General features: G+C 37.4%; 20 protein-coding genes and 1 pseudogene. 15 read left to right on the top strand and 6 right to left on the bottom strand.

Features of this window, described 5'->3' with window-relative positions; genetic code table 11:
- The first annotated feature begins 185 nt into the window (after window positions 1–185).
- From RTR43_RS22245 to pssA, 11 genes and pseudogenes are all read left to right on the top strand, one after another.
- Window positions 186–1,085 carry a hypothetical protein gene (locus RTR43_RS22245; protein ID WP_312475388.1) on the top strand — a complete coding sequence of 300 codons (900 nt, stop codon included), beginning with the start codon at window positions 186–188 and terminating at the stop codon, window positions 1,083–1,085.
- 126 nt (window positions 1,086–1,211) lie between these two features.
- Window positions 1,212–1,955 (top strand): ABC transporter ATP-binding protein, encoded by a 744-nt coding sequence (locus RTR43_RS22240; RefSeq protein ID WP_312475386.1) that lies wholly within the window; start codon window positions 1,212–1,214, stop codon window positions 1,953–1,955.
- A complete protein-coding gene (locus tag RTR43_RS22235) occupies window positions 1,936–2,670 on the top strand; it encodes an ABC transporter permease (RefSeq protein WP_312475383.1) in 735 nt (244 codons plus the stop codon). The genes RTR43_RS22240 and RTR43_RS22235 overlap by 20 nt, the downstream gene beginning before the upstream one ends.
- A 20-nt stretch (window positions 2,671–2,690) precedes the next feature.
- On the top strand, window positions 2,691–4,151 hold the full coding sequence (locus RTR43_RS22230; protein WP_312475381.1) for a sensor histidine kinase: 1,461 nt from the start codon (window positions 2,691–2,693) through the stop codon (window positions 4,149–4,151).
- Window positions 4,148–4,834 (top strand): response regulator transcription factor, encoded by a 687-nt coding sequence (locus RTR43_RS22225; protein ID WP_312475379.1) that lies wholly within the window; start codon window positions 4,148–4,150, stop codon window positions 4,832–4,834. The genes RTR43_RS22230 and RTR43_RS22225 overlap by 4 nt, the downstream gene beginning before the upstream one ends.
- Before the next feature lie 140 nt (window positions 4,835–4,974).
- Entirely contained in the window at window positions 4,975–5,577 is a 603-nt protein-coding gene (gene uptA / locus RTR43_RS22220; RefSeq protein WP_312475376.1) for an undecaprenyl phosphate transporter UptA, read from the top strand.
- 148 nt (window positions 5,578–5,725) lie between these two features.
- Window positions 5,726–6,913 carry an MGDG synthase family glycosyltransferase gene (locus tag RTR43_RS22215; RefSeq protein WP_312475374.1) on the top strand — a complete coding sequence of 396 codons (1,188 nt, stop codon included), beginning with the start codon at window positions 5,726–5,728 and terminating at the stop codon, window positions 6,911–6,913.
- A gap of 4 nt (window positions 6,914–6,917) precedes the next feature.
- Window positions 6,918–7,064: pseudogene (locus RTR43_RS22210) on the top strand (hypothetical protein); the annotation flags it as partial.
- Window positions 7,065–7,072: 8 nt separating this feature from the next.
- On the top strand, window positions 7,073–7,522 hold the full coding sequence (locus RTR43_RS22205; protein ID WP_312475372.1) for a GtrA family protein: 450 nt from the start codon (window positions 7,073–7,075) through the stop codon (window positions 7,520–7,522).
- Between the two features lie 269 nt (window positions 7,523–7,791).
- Window positions 7,792–8,454: a phosphatase PAP2 family protein gene (locus RTR43_RS22200; RefSeq protein WP_312475369.1), complete on the top strand. Its 663-nt coding sequence runs from the start codon at window positions 7,792–7,794 to the stop codon at window positions 8,452–8,454.
- 46 nt (window positions 8,455–8,500) lie between these two features.
- Window positions 8,501–9,202: a CDP-diacylglycerol--serine O-phosphatidyltransferase gene (gene pssA, locus RTR43_RS22195; RefSeq protein ID WP_312475366.1), complete on the top strand. Its 702-nt coding sequence runs from the start codon at window positions 8,501–8,503 to the stop codon at window positions 9,200–9,202.
- 73 nt (window positions 9,203–9,275) lie between these two features.
- Here pssA and qoxD read toward each other — a convergent pair whose 3' ends face one another.
- The 4 genes from qoxD to qoxA are packed head-to-tail and all read right to left on the bottom strand — an operon-like array spanning window position 9,276 to window position 13,132.
- Window positions 9,276–9,569, bottom strand: coding sequence for a cytochrome aa3 quinol oxidase subunit IV (qoxD, locus tag RTR43_RS22190; protein ID WP_312475364.1), 294 nt, complete (start codon window positions 9,567–9,569; stop codon window positions 9,276–9,278).
- 3 nt (window positions 9,570–9,572) lie between these two features.
- Window positions 9,573–10,175 carry a cytochrome aa3 quinol oxidase subunit III gene (gene qoxC, locus RTR43_RS22185; RefSeq protein ID WP_312475362.1) on the bottom strand — a complete coding sequence of 201 codons (603 nt, stop codon included), beginning with the start codon at window positions 10,173–10,175 and terminating at the stop codon, window positions 9,573–9,575.
- Entirely contained in the window at window positions 10,165–12,141 is a 1,977-nt protein-coding gene (gene qoxB, locus RTR43_RS22180; protein ID WP_312475360.1) for a cytochrome aa3 quinol oxidase subunit I, read from the bottom strand. Before qoxB ends, qoxC begins: the two co-directional genes overlap by 11 nt.
- Entirely contained in the window at window positions 12,131–13,132 is a 1,002-nt protein-coding gene (gene qoxA, locus RTR43_RS22175) for a cytochrome aa3 quinol oxidase subunit II (protein ID WP_312475359.1), read from the bottom strand. The genes qoxB and qoxA overlap by 11 nt, the downstream gene beginning before the upstream one ends.
- A 382-nt stretch (window positions 13,133–13,514) precedes the next feature.
- Between qoxA and RTR43_RS22170 the strand changes: the two genes are divergently transcribed.
- The 3 genes from RTR43_RS22170 to RTR43_RS22160 all read left to right on the top strand — a co-directional run bounded on the left by RTR43_RS22170 (window position 13,515) and on the right by RTR43_RS22160 (window position 16,040).
- Window positions 13,515–13,820: an iron-sulfur cluster assembly accessory protein gene (locus RTR43_RS22170; protein ID WP_312475356.1), complete on the top strand. Its 306-nt coding sequence runs from the start codon at window positions 13,515–13,517 to the stop codon at window positions 13,818–13,820.
- Window positions 13,821–13,959: 139 nt separating this feature from the next.
- Entirely contained in the window at window positions 13,960–15,675 is a 1,716-nt protein-coding gene (locus RTR43_RS22165; RefSeq protein ID WP_312475353.1) for an ABC transporter ATP-binding protein, read from the top strand.
- A 164-nt stretch (window positions 15,676–15,839) separates the two neighbouring features.
- Window positions 15,840–16,040: a cold-shock protein gene (locus RTR43_RS22160; protein WP_248733338.1), complete on the top strand. Its 201-nt coding sequence runs from the start codon at window positions 15,840–15,842 to the stop codon at window positions 16,038–16,040.
- Between the two features lie 75 nt (window positions 16,041–16,115).
- Here the strand turns inward: RTR43_RS22160 and RTR43_RS22155 are convergent, their stop codons facing one another.
- Window positions 16,116–16,316, bottom strand: coding sequence for a YwbE family protein (locus RTR43_RS22155; RefSeq protein WP_312475347.1), 201 nt, complete (start codon window positions 16,314–16,316; stop codon window positions 16,116–16,118).
- Entirely contained in the window at window positions 16,309–16,512 is a 204-nt protein-coding gene (locus RTR43_RS22150; RefSeq protein WP_248733336.1) for a hypothetical protein, read from the bottom strand. The genes RTR43_RS22155 and RTR43_RS22150 overlap by 8 nt, the downstream gene beginning before the upstream one ends.
- A 408-nt stretch (window positions 16,513–16,920) precedes the next feature.
- On the opposite strand from RTR43_RS22150, the gene katA reads away from it, so the two are divergent.
- The gene (gene katA / locus RTR43_RS22145; protein WP_312475344.1) at window positions 16,921–18,381 is read left to right on the top strand and encodes a catalase KatA; all 1,461 of its coding nucleotides are present in this window, start codon (window positions 16,921–16,923) and stop codon (window positions 18,379–18,381) included.
- Window positions 18,382–18,521: the final 140 nt, after the last annotated feature.

Below are 18,521 nucleotides of genomic sequence, written 5' to 3'. Positions count from 1 at the left end.
TCTCAGTCGAAGCGCTCCAGTCCATACGCCGATAGGCGGGCGCCTTGCGCTTTTCCATCCACCACTGAATACTTTTACCATAAGCTTCCGATTTAAGAAATTATTAATAGTTCATTAATAGTTTGTTTAGTTTGGTCATCTATTCTTATTATGTTACAACACTATGCATTGAAGGAGGAAGAAAAATGAAGAAGAAAGTGCTGGCTGCCGCTGGTATCAGTGGATTATTAATGGTTGGAGGTGTTTTATCTGCATCTGCATCCACATCTGGATACGAGCTGTTCAAGACGGCTGTTAAAAAAACGCATACCATCAACAGTTTTACGGCTCATACTTCAGCGTCATTATCGGATAATGGCAAGGAGATTTACCTGGTTGATTCCTTGAACAAAGCGAATTTAAAGGATGAATCTGGAAATAGCAATGTAAGTGTTACAAATGGCGGTAAAACGACAAAAGTTGATTATTTTTCAAAAGCGAATCAGACGGTCGTGAAGAGCAGTAAGGACGTTAATTACTATGTAAAAGAAGAAAGTGAACATAAGAAAGAGTTTAAGCATAAGGAGCATAAAGATGAAAACCTCTCACCAAAAATGCAAAAAGATGTAGAGGCAATCTTTGATGCTTTAACAAAAAATTATCAAGATAAGATTACAGCGAAAGATTTAGCGAATGGGAATACCGAGCTACAGCTTGATCTTTCTAAAAATCAAATACCTACCGTTGGACAGGCTGTAGTATCTTTCTTCCTTAAGAACATCGACCAGCAGAAGAATCATATGGAAAAAGCGGAATTCGGTTCTTTGCAGTTTGCTGACCTAAAACCACAGCTTCCACAACTAACAAATAACATAAACGTATCCCGTGTTGTCTTAAAAGGCGTAGTGGATAAGAATGAATACTTAGTCGGTCAAGAAGCCACTATTTATGTCTCCGGTGAGGATGTAAATGGTACACACCATGATCTTGTATTAAAGCTTGCAAATAAATTCGATCAGTTAAATAATTCAAAAGTTACAAACGTTGATTTGACAGGCAAAAAGGTTATCAAAGTACAAGATAAACATACAGGCCATGAAGATTAATTTGCTAAGGTAAAGATTATTACCAATGAGGCAGAGGGGACACTTTCCTCTGCCTTTGGTTAAAAAAATGACTATTACAAGGGGATCCTTGCTTATATAAAACTGCTGTAAAAAGGAGTGAGAGGTGTGCCAGTTCTTGAGCTGCAAAACGTAACAAAACAATATAAAAATGGACGCGGTGTTGAAAATATTAGTTTTTCGGTAGAACATGGTGAGATTTTCGGGTTATTGGGACCAAACGGTGCAGGGAAAACGACATTGATGAAGTGTATCGTAGCATTAAGCCATCCTGAGCAAGGGGAAATATTGATTAATGGTTATAATGTCATGGAACATTTTGAACTGGCGATGCAATCGGTTGGAACACTAATCAGTGGGGTCGAAGCGTTTGATTATTTAACGGCCTATCAAAATCTCATGTTAGCAGCAAGATTATATCCTTCCCTTGAAAAAGGGAGAATTGATGAAGTACTCCATTGGGTAGGCATGGAGGAGCATAAGCATGAAAAAGTGAAGTCTTTTTCAACAGGTATGCGGCAACGTTTATATTTAGCGGCAGCACTACTTTCCAAGCCATCTTTTGTTATTTTAGATGAACCCACAAATGGCCTAGATATTGAAGGGAAACTTGATTTTCAGGAACTTATTAGCCGGTTAGCGAAAGACGAAGGTGTCACCTTTATCCTCTCGACTCATTTAATTGATGAGGTTGAGCGTTTATGTAATCGAATCGCCATTCTTTCAAAGGGGAAAATCATTGCCGAAGTGGATAAAAATCAACTAGCTGAAGGTCAAACCTTTGAATCCTTTTATATTAACCACATTCGTCAAGGGAAGGAAGTGAACCAAAATGCCCAACTTACAAAATGAGTGGAACAAGTTATTACGGAAAAAATCATCCATTGTGTTGTTTTGCCTCTCAGCATTATTCCCTTTACTTGTGGGCCCAGCTATTCAAATGATGCAAAACAAGTTTGGTTTCACAGCTTTTGATGGGGAGTCATTCCCACTCGTGATTTTAAGCTTAGCCGTATCCTTTTACCTACCATTATTATTGGCATTGTGCGTTAGTGATATGTTTGCAGGAGAACAAGAACAAAAAACACTGTCCTTCCTGCTTGTCCGTCCATTATCACGGTTCAAGCTGTTTACTTCCAAGATTGTCTGTACGGGCATATACTTATTGACTCTTTTAATGCTTGTCTGTCTTTCATCATTAATAACAGGGGCGATTTGGCTTGAGAACTTCACATTTAGTGGATTATTAATGAGCTTCACAGCGTTTTTGCTATCATGGTTTCCATTAATGGCAATTGGGATTCTCTTGGTTTTCCTGGCACTATGGTTCGGTTCAAGCAGCAAGGCATTAACATTTTCTATCCTACTTTACCTAGTTATGGTAGTTTTAACCTATCTTTTTCCAGGTATTGCTCAGTGGTTGCCGGCTTATGATAACGATTGGTACCAACGCTGGATAAATAGCGGTTTTACTATGGTTACTATGGGAAGAACGATTTACCTCGTTTCATTTAGTGCATTATTTTTTACAGTAGGCTACTATAAGTTTAGCAGAAAAGAATTCTAATGAAGAAAGTTGTGGAATAGATGTCCATTCGTTTAAGACTTTTATTATCCTATTTGGCAATGATTCTAGTGCCAATATTATTTGTTGTTTTGTCCGGACTTTTAGTGGCTTTACTTTTTAGAGGGGATATAAAAGAATTGCGAAACATCTACTTGCCACCAGAGCATCACCATCATATTTCTGAAAAAAATCAATTATATATTGATTTACACAAGGAAACAATGAAAAACTCAGGAAAATTTTTGGATCAAACCTATTTAAAAAAGATTAACGGTCAATTAAATAAAATGGGTGGCAACTCATTAGTGGTGAGAAAAGGAGATAAAATCATTTACTTACCAGCTAAATTAAAAGGTTTAGATGTGGAGGAACTTCCGCAATTTGGTTTATTTGGTGAAGTTGATCCCGTTGAACAAATTGATCATCAAGTAATCTCGATAAAAAAACTTGATTTTTTCTATCCAGATGGTTCACAAGGTTCATTGTTCTTTGTAACGGATGCAAGCAGTTTTGCTAAATTTGTTCGATCCTCGTTCCCAATTTTATTTATTGTATTGATTGTTATCCTAATCGTAACAAATGGATTGTTGACTTACTATGTGTCAAGAAGTATCATTCGCCCAATTCGAGCATTACAAAAGGCTGCCAAGCATATAAAAGAAGGGGACCTTACCCTTCCAATTCCTGTAACATCCAAGGATGAAATTGGTCAGCTTGCCCAAGGGTTTGAAGAAATGCGTGTTAGGTTAAAAGAATCGATTGAAAAACAGCTAGCCTATGAGGAAAATCGCAAAGAACTAATCGCCAATATTTCACATGATTTAAAAACGCCGATTACCACCATTAAAGGATATGTTGAAGGAATTCGCGATGGTGTAGCTAACAGCCCGGAAAAAATCGACCGCTATATTCAAACGATTCATTCGAAATCTATCGACTTGGATCATATGATTGATGAACTCTTTTTATATTCTAAATTAGACCTCCAGAGCCTTCCTTTTCATTTTGAAACGATTCATTTTGATCACTATCTTCAGGATTTTGTGGAAGAGCTTCGCTTTGATTTGGAAGAAATGAAAGTTGAAATTAACTTAAACATAGATAAAAATGGTGATTACCTGATAATAGGTGATCGTGAGCATCTGAAACGAGTAATAACCAATATTGTCGATAATTCTTTGAAGTATATTGATAAACCGAACAAAGAGCTTTCCTTCTATTTATCCACTGTAGATTCTTTTGTTCTTTTCAAAATGAATGACAACGGCCCTGGGATTTCAGAAGAGAATATACCGATGATTTTTGACCGCTTTTACCGTGCCGATATGGCACGAGGAACGGAAAAAGGCGGAAGTGGACTGGGATTATCCATTGCGAAGCGAATTATCGAAGAGCATCATGGTTCCATCTGGGCGGAAAGTCAACATGGAAAAGGAACAACAATCCTATTTACCTTAAAAAAAGCGGGTGAAGAAAAATGAAACGGATCTTAATTATTGAAGATGATAAGAGTATCGCCGAGCTTGAGCGGGATTACTTAGAAATAGATGGATTTTCGGTTGAGATTGCGCTAACAGGTGATGATGGCTTAAAAAAAGCTTTACGGGAAAAGGTTGATTTGGTGCTGCTCGATCTTATGCTTCCAGGGGTTGATGGTTTTCAAATTTGCAAAGCAATCCGAACGGAAAAGGATATCCCGATTCTTATGGTTTCTGCCAAAAAAGAAGACATTGATAAGATTCGTGGTTTGGGTTTGGGTGCAGATGATTATATCGTCAAGCCATTTAGTCCCAGTGAACTGGTAGCGAGGGTAAAAGCGCATCTGTCTCGTTATCAAAGACTTATTGGAAAGGAACCCCAAAATGACAATATCTTGATACGGGGTCTTCGAATTGATCAAGCTTCAAGACGGGTGTATGTCAATAATCATGAGGTTGTTTTTACCACAAAGGAATTTGACGTATTAACTTTTTTTTCCATGCATCCGAACCATGTCTTTAGCAAAGAGCAATTATTTGAAAAGTTATGGGGCTTTGATTCTTTAGGTGACATTTCAACCGTTACTGTGCACATTCGCAAAATCCGTGAAAAGATTGAAACTGATCCTTCAAATCCTCAATATATCGAGACTGTTTGGGGTGCTGGATATCGGTTTAAAGGGTAATTAAAATAAAAATTTCAAGCATGAAAATTTTTTCCGCAATAACGGACCGTAAAAGCCCCGCTGATTGAAGTTTCACTTTATTAAGTGAAACGTAAAGTCATTCCAAGAAAAGTTTTTATTCTTCAAAAGGTAGGTATATTATGTCACATTTCATTCAGTCTATATTTGATTTGCTTTCAAGCCTTGGTTATTTAGGAATTACCCTTGGCTTAATGGTGGAAGTAATTCCAAGTGAAATCGTATTAGCATATGGGGGTTATTTAATTTCCATTGGAAAAATTTCATTCATTGGAGCTGTGGTAGCAGGGACAATAGGTGGTATTATTGCCCAATGGTTCCTATATTGGTTGGGAAGATATGGGGGAAGACCTCTGCTCGATAAATATGGAAAGTATTTGTTAATCAAACCACATCATATTGATCTTGCTCAACAATGGTTCAGCAAATATGGCTCAGGCGTTATCTTTACAGCCCGCTTTATCCCTTTTGTGAGACATGCCATTTCCATTCCAGCTGGGATTGCCCGGATGTCATTTTCGAAATTTAGCATTTATACCATTTTTGCAATTATTCCTTGGTCCATTCTTTTCCTTTATCTTGGAATGACACTGGGAACAAAATGGGATCAAATTAATCAGGCTGCAAAACCATATGTTACTCCTGCAATCATTAGTGCTTTTATTTTTACTATTTGTTATCTCGTTTATCAATGGAAATTTAAAAAAACGAAACGAAATAGCTAAAAGTATCAGAGGATTATTCTGTTTTCCCTTTTAGTTGTTTCTGAAAATCAATGCACTAACCTTCTGGCAATAAGTGCTCGATGTTTTTTCAATTTGATAGAGCAAATTAGTACAACAATAACAAATCACATGAGGGGATAGTATTGATATGAATAATCAAGAGAAGGATAAAATTCTTATATTATCTGCCTCATTTGGAGACGGACATAAACAGGTAGCAAATGCACTGAGTGAAGCTGTACAATTTACGCTGCCAAATGTTGAGCCAATTATTCTAGATATTATGGAGTGGTTACATCCCAACCTTTTTCCTGTAAGTCATTACTTTTACAGTCGAGTCATTAAAAGGTTTCCTCGAGTGTACAGCTATCTTTATAAGAGAACCCGTGAAAGAAATCCTTTCTCTGTGAAGTTAAATTCTTTTTTTACACTTGGAATGGGATCAATACTTGATATTATAGAAGAAATTCAACCTTCTGTGGTTGTAAGCACGTACCCATTTGCTGCTGGTATCATGTCAAAATTAAAAGAAAATGGTTTAGTTAACATCCCAGCTGTAACAATTATTACGGATTACACAGACCATTCTTATTGGATTCATCCATTTACTGATCAATATATTGTGGGATCTAAGCAGGTAAAGGACCGACTGATTTCTCTTGGAATAGAAAGCGATAAAATTAAACATACGGGTATACCTGTTCGTAAAAAATTTGTGACCACACAGTCTCGAGAGTGTCTCGCAAAGAAATACAATTTGAACTCTAGCCAATTCACTCTCCTTATAATGGGAGGAGGAGAAGGCTTAATTGGAAAGGGGATATCCACCTTCCGTGCTTTAGAGAAACTTTCATCCCCAATCCAAATCATTATTGTTTGCGGTAGGAATAAGAATTTAAAAAATCAACTGGAGGAAGAACTTAGCAGATCAAAGCACCATATTCTCCTCCTTGGATATAGCGAAAATGTAAATGAGTTGATGGCCCTTTCTGATTTAATGATTTCGAAACCTGGGGGTGTAACAACTTCAGAGGCAATGGCGATGGAGCTTCCTTTATTAGTTTATCATCCACTTCCAGGCCAGGAAGAAGATAATGCTAATTTCTTAGTGGAATCTGGTTTAGCAATGCAAGCTGAAAATGATCACGATTTAATTGGAAAAATTGAAAGTGTCATAATGGACTCGAAACCATTATATAGGATGAAACAAAGATCCAGGCAATATCAATCCAAAACCTCCTCCAGTGATGCACTTAAGGTAATTATTCAGACAAGAAACTGTGTAAAAGAACACGAAAATGCTTTATTTACGATGGGAATGAGACAAAGTTTATGAATTTATTGAACTTCTGGGGATTGGTATGATTGGGGAGTATATTGGGAAAATTTATCATGAGGTAAAAAGACGTCCAAGGTATGCGATTGAAAAAGATTTATTTTCTCATCAAATGATTGAGCCGAAAGAATTAAACGCTTTAGTAAAATAGGAGTGCGTATGAAATATCCATTTGTTCGCTTTATTATGGTAGGAATGATAAATACGATAGTGGGATTGTCCGTCATGTACCTTCTGTTACATGCGCTGGGACTTTCCTATTGGATGTCCACTTTCGTTGGCAATGCAATTGGTGCTTGTGTAAGTTTCTTTTTGAACAAAAGCTTTACCTTTAAAAGCAAAGATTCTGTTACAAAAAGTGCGCTTCGCTTTATCATTGTCATTCTGTGCTGTTACTTCATTGCCTATGATATTGGAAGAAGTTTTGTAGTATGGATACTGAAAAATAATGATTTCATCCATTCAAATGTTAAAACCGACCTTTCAGTCCTAGTAGGTACCTGTTTGTACACCGTGTTAAATTATTTTGGGCAAAAGATCTTTGTATTTTCAAAAAAGAATGCAGCCATTAAAGAAAATTTGGGGCTGTCCAATAAGTTACTAAAATAAAGTAGGTGGAGAAAAACGAATAGTTTATCTCCACCTGCTTTATATTTTTTCGATTTTTCCGCCCAGGCGGCTCCCCGGACCGCCCGTGGAAAGCAAAGCGCCTGGAGCGGAAATCAACAGACAAGTTTAGCAACCTAAAAATATGGAGGGGCTGTCCAAAAAGTCATTTACCTGACTTTTTGGACAGCCCCTTTTTTTTATTGTTATAACATGGTACGATATGATAAGTTTTTATAACGTTGAAAAATCACGCCTGAGAGGACCTTCTTATGAATCTAAAACTTCATTTAATTATCGCTTTCATCATAAGTTTAGTCTGCTTGATCGGATTCAGCTTTATTACATTGTTCATAAGTGACCATAAAATTATTGATTTTGATAGCGATGTAATAGCAGCTATTCAAGGACTTGAATCAACATTTTTAACAAAAGTGATGAAATTTTTCACCTTTATTGGTTCAGCGCCGGTTGTTATCATCTTAAGTGTCATTCTAATGGTATTCCTTTATAAAGTATTACATCATCGTTTAGAATTGATACTATTCATTTCTGCTATTATTGGTTCAGCGGTATTAAACCAAATTTTGAAACAGATATTTCACCGGGTTCGTCCAAATTTCCATCGTTTAATTGATATTTCAGGGTATAGTTATCCAAGTGGTCATGCGATGAATGCCTTTACCGTTTATGTCATTATTTCGTTCTTGCTTTGGCGTCACATTGAAAGTAAGTGGGGAAGAAGTCTGTTAATTTTCATTAGTGTCGTCATGATTCTAGGTATTGGAATAAGTCGAATTTATTTGGGGGTACATTATCCTAGCGACATTATTGGGGGATATTTGGCCAGCGGATTCTGGTTAACAATTGCTATTTGGTTTTTCCAATTTTATAAAGAAAAAGGTTATAATAAGAAATATAAACGAGGTGAATGATGGTTGTTTGATTAAATCATAATGATCCACCTAATGAAACATTGGAGTGATACATATTATCAGAAATAGTATTCCTAACCTTTTTACCCTTGCTAATTTATTTTTTGGATTTTTATCAGTTATGTACTCAGCGCAAGGAGATTATAAGAATGCAGCTATTCTTATTTTAATTGGCATGATGCTTGACAGTATGGATGGCCGAATAGCCAGAATGCTGCGCGTAGAAAGTGAACTTGGAAAAGAACTTGATTCACTTGCCGACATTGTTACTTTTGGAGTAGCTCCTGCGATGATGGCCTATTATGCTTATTTTTCTTTCTTCGGGACTGTCGGGATGGCTGTTGCCGGTCTTTTCCCATTATTCGGAGCATATCGGTTAGCGCGATTCAATATTAATGCTGTGAAATCATCCTTGCAGTTTTTTACAGGTGTCCCGATTACGGCAGCGGGGGGATTATTAACCCTCTTAACTTTGTTTCATGGGAAAATGCCGGGTTTCATCTTTGTGATAGCCTTTTTCCTACTTTGCTATTTGATGGTAAGTACAATTAAAATTCCTAGTCTGAAGGATATCCCACTGCCAAAATACGGTATTATTATCACCCTTTTTCTAGGCTACGCAATTTACATTGTCTTCAAAAAAGAACAGCATCGATTCCCTTATTTCATCTATGTAGCAATACCATTATATGTAGCCTTCATCGGATACCAATTGATCAAAACAAAAAGAAAAAATAATCCAAAATAAAAATGGGTGTCAGGCACCATGTGAAATTTTCACATGGTGCCTGACACCTTTTTTTAACACCTTTTTTCTATCTTTACATCCCGAACGACATAACCCAAATCGATCCTGCAACGGTTACTGCTGCGATAAATACTCCATATATAACGTTTATCGTTTGGGAATTACCGTCTTCACCTTCTTTTAAATGCATGAACATAAAGAGTTGAAGACCTGCTTGGACTATAGCAAGAGTGCCGATGATCCAAATAATCGTATTAAATGATAAAGATGTTTTTAAAGCAACGAATAGAGCTGCGAAGGTTAACACCAATGACAAAACAAATCCAAATACTTGTGACTTTGGAAATCCTTTTGTATGATTATCCATTGTTTACACCAACCCTTTTAAATAAACAAATGTGAAGATAAAGATCCAAACTACATCAAGGAAGTGCCAGTATAAGCCGATAATAAACGTCTTACGTGCAGTTACAGGCGTCAATCCTCTTTTTAATATTTGGATGATAACCATAGTCGCCCACCCGATACCCATACTAACGTGCAATCCATGAGTTCCTAATAGAACAAAGAAGCTCGATAAGAATGCACTTGTTTGCATGGTTGCACCTTCGTGAACATAATGAATAAATTCGGAGATCTCCATGCCGACAAAACCAAGTCCAAGTAATAGAGTAATAATTAACCAGGTTAATAGACCCTTCTTGTTATGACGGTGCATTTCATAGATGGCGATCCCACATGTAAAACTACTTGTTAAGAGTAGGATAGTTTCTATCATCACACCTTTTATATCGTAAAGTTCATGTGGTGTCGGGCCACCTGCATAGCGAGTGCTTAAAACTGAATAAGTTGCAAAGAGAGTCGCAAACAAAACAATCTCTGCACCTAAGAACATCCAAAAACCTAGAATATTCATCCTATTTTGCTCTGTTTGGTATTCGAGTGGAAGCGATGTATTCACATTAGTTGACATGTTTTTCCACTCCTTTTTCTTTGTTTTGCCATCCATTTTCTATCTCCTTAATTTCATCAACAGGAACATGGTAACCATCATTGTAATCAAAAGAACGAATAGCTAAGCAAACCAAGATACCTAAAGCTGCAACAAGAGCAGCAATTTTCCACTCAAAAACCAAGAGGAAGCCGGATATACCAAAGACGATACTCATGATAAATGGGAGACCAGAATTGCTTGGCATGTGGATTTCTTCAAGCTCATCATTGTTGAATTTTAAGCCTTTATTCTTTTTCTTCATGTACCAGAAAGCATCAAGAGAGGTCACTTCTGGTATCTTTGCAAAATTATAGAATTGAACGGGTGATGCAGTTGCCCACTCGAGTGTTCTTGCATCCCATGGATCGCTGGATATATTACGGTCTGCATAGCGAGCGCTCCAATAAATGTTATAGCAGAAGAAAGCGAAACCGATGGCTAAAATACCTGCACCAATAGCTGAAACGAGCATTAGCGGACCAAATCCGGATTCAGCTGAGAACGTATAAGCACGTCTTACCGCACCATTTAATCCTAGGAAGAACATTGGCATGAAGGTCATATTGAAACCAATGACAAACAACCAGAAATGAAGTTTTCCAAGTTTTTCGTTAAGCATGTGACCAAACATTTTTGGCCACCAATAATATAGACCAGCAAATACGGCGAAGACAACACCAGGTATTAATACATAGTGGAAGTGTGCCACAAGGAAAAGGGTGTTATGATACTGATAATCTGCTGCACCCATCGCAAGCATTACACCTGTAATACCACCTATTAAGAAGCATGGGATAAAGGCAAGTGCCCAAAGCATGGCAGTTGTAAATTGAATGCGACCTTTTCTCATCGTAAATAACCAGTTAAACATTTTTACGCCAGTCGGTATCGCAATCATCATCGTTGTAATCGAGAAAATGGAGTTTACTCCTGGTCCGGCACCCATGGTAAAGAAGTGATGGACCCAAACTAACATACTAAGAATGGCAATTCCGACAATTGACCCAACCATTGATTTATATCCAAATAAAGTTTTACGGGAAAATGTTGAAATAACTTCAGAGAACATCCCAAATGCAGGTAGGACTACGATGTAAACTTCTGGATGACCCCATAGCCAGAATAAATTGACCCACATCATATCCATTCCACCGCCACTAAGCGTAAAAAAGTGGGTTCCAAAGATGCGGTCGAATGTCATTAAAGCTAGGGCAACTGTAAGAATTGGGAAAGACGCTGCAATAATTATCGATGTAACAAATGACGTCCATGAGAACATTGGCATTTTCATAAGCGTCATGCCTTTTGCTCTCATTTTTAAAATTGTTACGATAAAGTTAATCCCAGTCATTAATGTACCAATCCCGGCAATCTGAAGCGCTACGGCATAAAAGTTATTACCTACCCCTGGACTAAACTCTTTTCCAGCAAGAGGGAAATATGAAGTCCAACCTGCATCAGGTGAACCACCAATAACAAACGAAATATTAAACAACATGGCACCACTAAAGGTTAGCCAGAAGCTAAGAGCGTTCAATTGAGGGAAAGCTACGTCGCGAGCCCCAATTTGTAGTGGAACGATCACGTTCATAATTCCAATTAAGAATGGCATAGCCATGAATAAGATCATTACGACACCATGTGTTGTGAAGACTTCATTATAATGTTGTGCATCGAGTAATTGTCCATCTGGTGTTGCGGTTTGGGCTTTCATTAATAAACCGTCCATACCACCGCGGAAAAACATTAATACACCAACAAGGATATACATAATCCCAATACGTTTATGATCTACGGTCGTAAGCCACTCTGTCCATAGCCATTTCCACTTTTTTAAATATGATACTAAAACAACTATTCCAATCATCGTTAACAGAATCGCAATTTGTGATCCTAAGATTAGCGGGTCGCCGGTAATAAAAACCCTATCCCATTTAATGCCCATTGTGTTCGCCTCCATTAGAATCCCCATCCATTTTCATATTCATATCCATGGATTTATCATCCGTTTTCCCAGCTTTGTTCTTTTGGTTATCCGGCTGTTTAAAAATCTGTCCTGGATAATCATGATTTCTGTACAATTCAGGGAACGTATACGTTTTCGAATTCATATCACCATGGTTGACCCAGGCTAAATGATTGTTTGAAAAAGTAAGTCGTCCTAAGTGAGTTGGCTTCAAAAGATCTATATATTTCTTTTCCGTTAACTTCGGTGCAGTTTTCTTTACATCTTTTACCCATTTATCAAATGCTTGTTGGGATTTGGATTCAACCGTGAATTCCATATCGGCATATCCTTTACCATTGAAGTTGGTGTTTTTTCCTAGATATTCTCCAGGATGATCTGCTACTAGGTACAATTGTGTTTCCATTTTATTCATTGTGTATTTTTGCCCGCCTAAGGCTGGTACCCAAAAAGATTGCATTGTACCTGCAGAAGTAAGCTTAAACTTAACGGGTGTACCGACAGGAATGTTAACGTAGTTAACGGTTTCTATCCCTTGTTCAGGATAGCTAAAAATCCATTTCCAGTCAGCAGAAGTAACATTTATCGTGATTGGCTTTTTATTTTCATAGCCTTCAGGTACTTTTTCAAGTTTGTAAATTGTATTTACCGTCGGGATTGTCAAAGCGATAACGATAAGAATTGGGATCGCTGTCCAAATGATTTCCAATTTTGTACTGCCGTGTTCCTCGGGGGGTTCGTAATCTTTATTATCAGGTCTTGCTCGGTATTTCCAAACGATATAACCAAATAAACCAAAAACGACAACAACAATAAGAAGCATGAAAACAAGTGACCAATTAATCAAGCCGAGTATTTCTCTTGCCACAGGCCCTTTCGGTTCAAAGACAACCATATTCGAATCGCAGCCGCTTAAAAGTAGTACTGGCAAAAAAGCTAAAAGTGGAGCTAAATGGTTCTTTTTAAACATTTCTGTTTCTCCCTTTCGATGGTTGTATAAGCTTTGATAAACATTGCGTGAATCTATTCACAAACTAAAATGAATGACGCCTTGTTTTTAACGAAACACACCGGTAATAAAATTAAATTAATTATTATTTAATATTAATTATAGTAGGTATTTTTCCTATCACTATATTAACAACATAGTTATGATGTTAATATAGTTTTTTGAAAAAAGATGTGACAAATTTGTTAAGGATTTATTATGCTAAATTAGGAATGGTTTGGAAAGGTAATTCACTTACCAGTAAAAACTGATTTATTATTCTGTAATTACTAAAAAATTGTCTATTTAAGAATAATAGTGAGATAATATGAATGAATACATAGAAAGAGGAGAGCAATTAAACATGAAGGTTAAAATTAATCGCCATGCAGCAAAAGCATTGAAAAAAATGTTGGAACAAGAAGAAGATAAAGGGAAACTGTTCCGCGTTTATATCACCAGTATTCACGGAGATCACGCTCACTATGATTTGATGATGGATACTCCTACAGAAAAGGATGAAGTGGTCAAAACCGATAAAGATATCGATTTTATACTTGAAAAAGAAAATGAGTATTTGGTTGGTGTTTGGATCCAGCTTTTCCATGTTCCGAAAGAGGAATGGCTGATTACCAATCCTGCAAAAGGCAGCCACCATCATCACCATTAATTTTGAATCTGGTAAAAACGCATGGAGCCTCACAAATCCAGGCGTTTTTTTTTCGTAAAAATTTTCAAAATCCTTGAAATTGTCCGCTATTTTTTCATATAATCCTATTATTGCTAACTATGAAAAAAGGAGATAATTTATGATTCGGCGTTTCTTTTCTTATTATCGACCGCACAGAAGGCTATTCATCATGGATTTTAGCAGCGCAGTTATCGTTGCGGTTCTGGAATTAGCTTTTCCACTTGCGGTTAAATGGTTTATTGATGAATTGCTGCCAGGTGGCGATTGGTCAACAATTGTGTCTGTTAGTATCGGACTTTTCCTTGTTTATTTATTGAGCACCTTCTTGCAGTTTATTGTGAATTATTGGGGCCATAAGCTCGGAATTAATATTGAAACAGATATGAGGCAAGAACTGTTTGAACATGTCCAAAAACAATCGTTTCGTTTTTTTGATAATACCAAAACCGGACATATTATGAGCAGAATTACCAATGACCTCTTTGATCTTGGCGAACTTGCCCATCATGGTCCAGAAGATGTATTTATCGCGTTGATGACCTTTATCGGTGCTTTCTGGATCATGTTAACAATTAACGTCAAGTTAGCGTTGGTTGCCGTAATAATCCTACCATTTCTAATCTTACTGGTTGTCGTCTGTAATTTAAAAATGAACAAAGCTTGGAGTCAAATGTATTCTAGTATTGCAGATGTTAACGCACGAGTTGAAGATAGTGTATCAGGCAGTCGTGTCGTTCAATCGTTTACAAATGAAGGGTTTGAGATTGCTAGATTTAAAAAGAATAATCAGACATATAGGGGGGCGAAGCTTGGCGGTTATCGCGTTATGTCATATAGTCTTTCAGGTATTTATATGATGACGCGACTGATCACGATTATCGTGCTTGTTTATGGTGCTTGGCTAAGTTTCTCCAACCAGCTGTCCTACGGAGAACTCGTCGGGTTTGTTCTTTATATCAATGTTCTTTTTAAACCAATTGATAAAATCAGCGCCATTATGGAGCTGTATCCAAAAGGAATGGCAGGATTCAAACGGTTTATCGACCTGATTGATTCTGAGCCTGAAGTGAAGGATATAGTGGACGCGGTGGAAGTTGCTTCACTAAAAGGAAATATCGTCTTTGATGAAGTTTCATTTCGCTACGATTCGCATAAATCTGTTTTAGAAAATATTAATTTGGATCTCCGTTCAGGTGAGACGGTTGCCCTTGTTGGCCCATCGGGGGCTGGTAAGACAACCATTTGCTCTTTGATTCCCCGGTTTTATGATGTGAATAGCGGAGGGATTTATATTGATGGTCTTGATATCCGTGATATGACCAAAAAATCCTTGCGTTCACAAATAGGAATCGTTCAGCAGGATGTATTCCTATTTACAGGGACACTACGCGAAAATATTGCATACGGAAAACAGGATGCAACCGATGAGGAAATTGCTGAAGCAGCAGGTCGTGCTCATCTTGAAAAATTCATTGCTTCCTTACCTGATGGCTATGAGACACAAATTGGTGAGAGGGGCTTAAAGCTCTCTGGCGGCCAAAAGCAGCGGCTTGCGATTGCACGGATGTTTTTGAAAAATCCACCAATCTTGATTTTGGATGAAGCTACCTCTGCTCTTGATACCGAAACTGAAATGGTCATTCAGGAAGCTTTGACAGAACTTGCCCAAAACAGAACCACTCTTATTATTGCCCATAGGCTTGCAACGATTCGTAATGCCGACCGCATTATCGTCGTGACTGAGGACGGTATCGCTGAAGAGGGCAGACATGATGAGCTTATTGAGCAAGGTGGTATTTTTGCAAACCTTCATCGGGTGCAGTTTCAGCAATAATCTTTATAGAATTATTTTCTGTAAATGGGTAATTTATTCTTAAAAAAATTTTAGTTCTTTTTGGAATTAGCTGTGTATAAGAAGATAATTGAAGGGCTAAAATAATTGGGCAAGTATAATTTGCAAAATCATGTAATTGTTACATGCTAGGAGGCTACAAAGAAATGGAACATGGTAAAGTAAAATGGTTTAACAGTGAAAAAGGTTTTGGGTTCATTGAGCGTGAGGGTGGAGAAGATGTATTCGTTCACTTCTCGGCAATTCAAAGTGAAGGATACAAGTCCTTAGATGAGGGTCAAGAGGTTACGTTTGAAATCGAAAATGGCCAACGTGGACCACAAGCGGTAAACGTTCGTAAATCATAATGACCAATGAATAAAACAGACTCCATCATTCGGAGTCTGTTTTTTCGTTAGCAGGCAAAGAGGCGTTTGCGATTTTTAATTTTTTTGAATCTCTTTGACTCTGCCAACTTGTCCATTGGTTAATCTTACTTTAATTCCATGTGGATGAAAACTAGATTTGGTCAATATATCCTTAACTACCCCTGCTGTAAGAGTGCCACTTTTTTGATCCGCTTTTAGGACTATTTTGACAAAAGCACCGGGGAGAATTTCTTTTCTATTTTGACCGTTAGACACCCATTTTTCTCCGAGAATTACTCACTTTTTTCGTCTGCTGGCTCTTCATCTGTTTGGTTGTTTGTGAATTATTTGAGCCGGAATTTCCTGCCGCTGCTTTGTTTTTCTTGTTTTCAAGCTGCAGCTTCATAGCTTCCTGTAAACTAATTTTCCTTTTTGGCTCTTCTATTGTCTTTTTTTCATTTGTATCATTCATTGTAATCCTCCTAAACCTTATTAAATACAGTATAATCTATTTTCCACCAGATTAAAATTTATCATTAAAAAACTGCTATGAAAAATTTAACGATTGTTTATTTTGTATTATTCTAAACTTTCAATTAATACGGAAACATGGTAGAATAAAAGATAGGTGATGTCCTTCCACTATTTTCTATCTGCAACTAGGGCACGACTTCACAATTCACTTAAATAGAAATTTTTAGGACGTTATTCAGCAATTTTGGAATAACGTCCTTTATTTTTAATACCTATATTATAGTGGTAGATGTCTTTTTTAATAAACAATATTACTTTATATTTATTATAATTTAGTATTGATTATTTATAAATTTATATTATAATTTAGTTATTGGCTCTAAAAAATAATTTACGAGGTGATGAAGTGAGTAATGAAAACAAACACTTAACAACGGGAACTGGAGCTCCAGTCGGTGATAACCAAAACTCAATGACAGCAGGAATGCATGGACCGACATTAATTCAAGATGTACACTTAATTGAGAAATTGGCTCACTTTAACAGGGAACGTGTGCCTGAGCGTGTTGTGCATGCTAAGGGGGCAGGAGCACATGGTTACTTCGAAGTGACAAATGACATGTCAAAATACACAAAAGCCAAGTTGTTTAATGGGGTTGGTAAGCGTACACCAATGTTTATTCGATTCTCAACAGTAGCGGGTGAACTAGGCTCTTCCGATACTGTTCGTGACCCTCGTGGATTTTCAGTCAAGTTTTATACAGAAGAAGGAAATTATGATCTTGTCGGAAATAACACTCCTATTTTCTTTATTCGTGATGCTATTAAATTCCCTGATTTCATTCATACGCAAAAAAGAGATCCAAAATCACATTTGAAAAATCCAAATGCCGTCTGGGATTTCTGGTCCTTATCACCTGAATCTTTACACCAAGTTACATACCTAATGGGTGACCGTGGGATTCCTGCCACACTTCGTCATATGAATGGTTATGGAAGCCATACATTTAAATGGGTAAATGCTGACGGAGAAGCTGTTTGGGTAAAATACCACTTTAAAACAGAACAAGATGTCAAAAACATGACGAATGAAGTTGCAGCTAAATTAGCAGGTGAAAACCCTGATTATCATACAGAAGATTTGTTTAATGCCATTGATAAGGGCGACTTCCCAGCATGGAAATTACATGTGCAAATTATGCCATTTGAAGATGCCTTTTCATATCGCTTTGATCCATTTGATGTCACAAAGGTCTGGTCACATAAGGATTATCCGTTAATAGAGATAGGGCGGATGGTGCTTAATCGCAATCCTGAAAACTATTTTGCAGAGGTGGAACAGGCTACATTCTCACCAGGAACAATGGTACCAGGTGTTGAGGCTTCTCCTGATAAGATGCTTCAAGGTCGTATCTTCGCTTATTCTGATGCGCACCGTTATCGTGTCGGACCGAATCATAACTTGCTGCCAATTAACCGGCCAAAAGTGGAAGTAAATAACTATCAACGTGACGGTGCAATGCGGTCTGACAATAATGGCGGCGGTTCGGTTTATTATGAACCAAACAGCTATGGAGGACCTAAGGAAACACCTGAACATAAGCAAACAGCCTTCCAGGTGACAGGTGTGGCTGAACAGGTTGCTTATGATGAGCACGACCATTACACGCAAGCGGGTGACCTTTATCGTTTAATGTCAGAAGAGGAGCGCTCAAGGTTGGTGGAAACGGTCGTAGGTGCCATGAAGCCAGTTGAGAGAGAGGACATCAAGCTTCGTCAGATTCAGCATTTTTACAAAGCAGATCCTGAGTATGGTGAGAGAGTCGCAAAGGGCTTGAATTTAGCGATACCGCAAGAAGTTAAATAATCTAGTTAACTATTAAAAAAAGAATACTAAATGCATAAATGATTTTTAAAACCCAGTGACCCTAAAATAATAATTGTTCAAGCAGCGGAACCATGTCTCCGCTGCTTTTTTTATCTATTTTAATACTATTTTAAAAAAAT

Origin of the sequence: Neobacillus sp. (assembly GCF_031988165.1) — a bacterium.
Classification (GTDB): Bacteria; Bacillota; Bacilli; order Bacillales; family Cytobacillaceae; genus Neobacillus; species Neobacillus rhizosphaerae.
The sequence above is the reverse complement of the archived record's forward strand: the minus strand, read 5'-3'. Positions and strand labels throughout refer to the sequence as shown.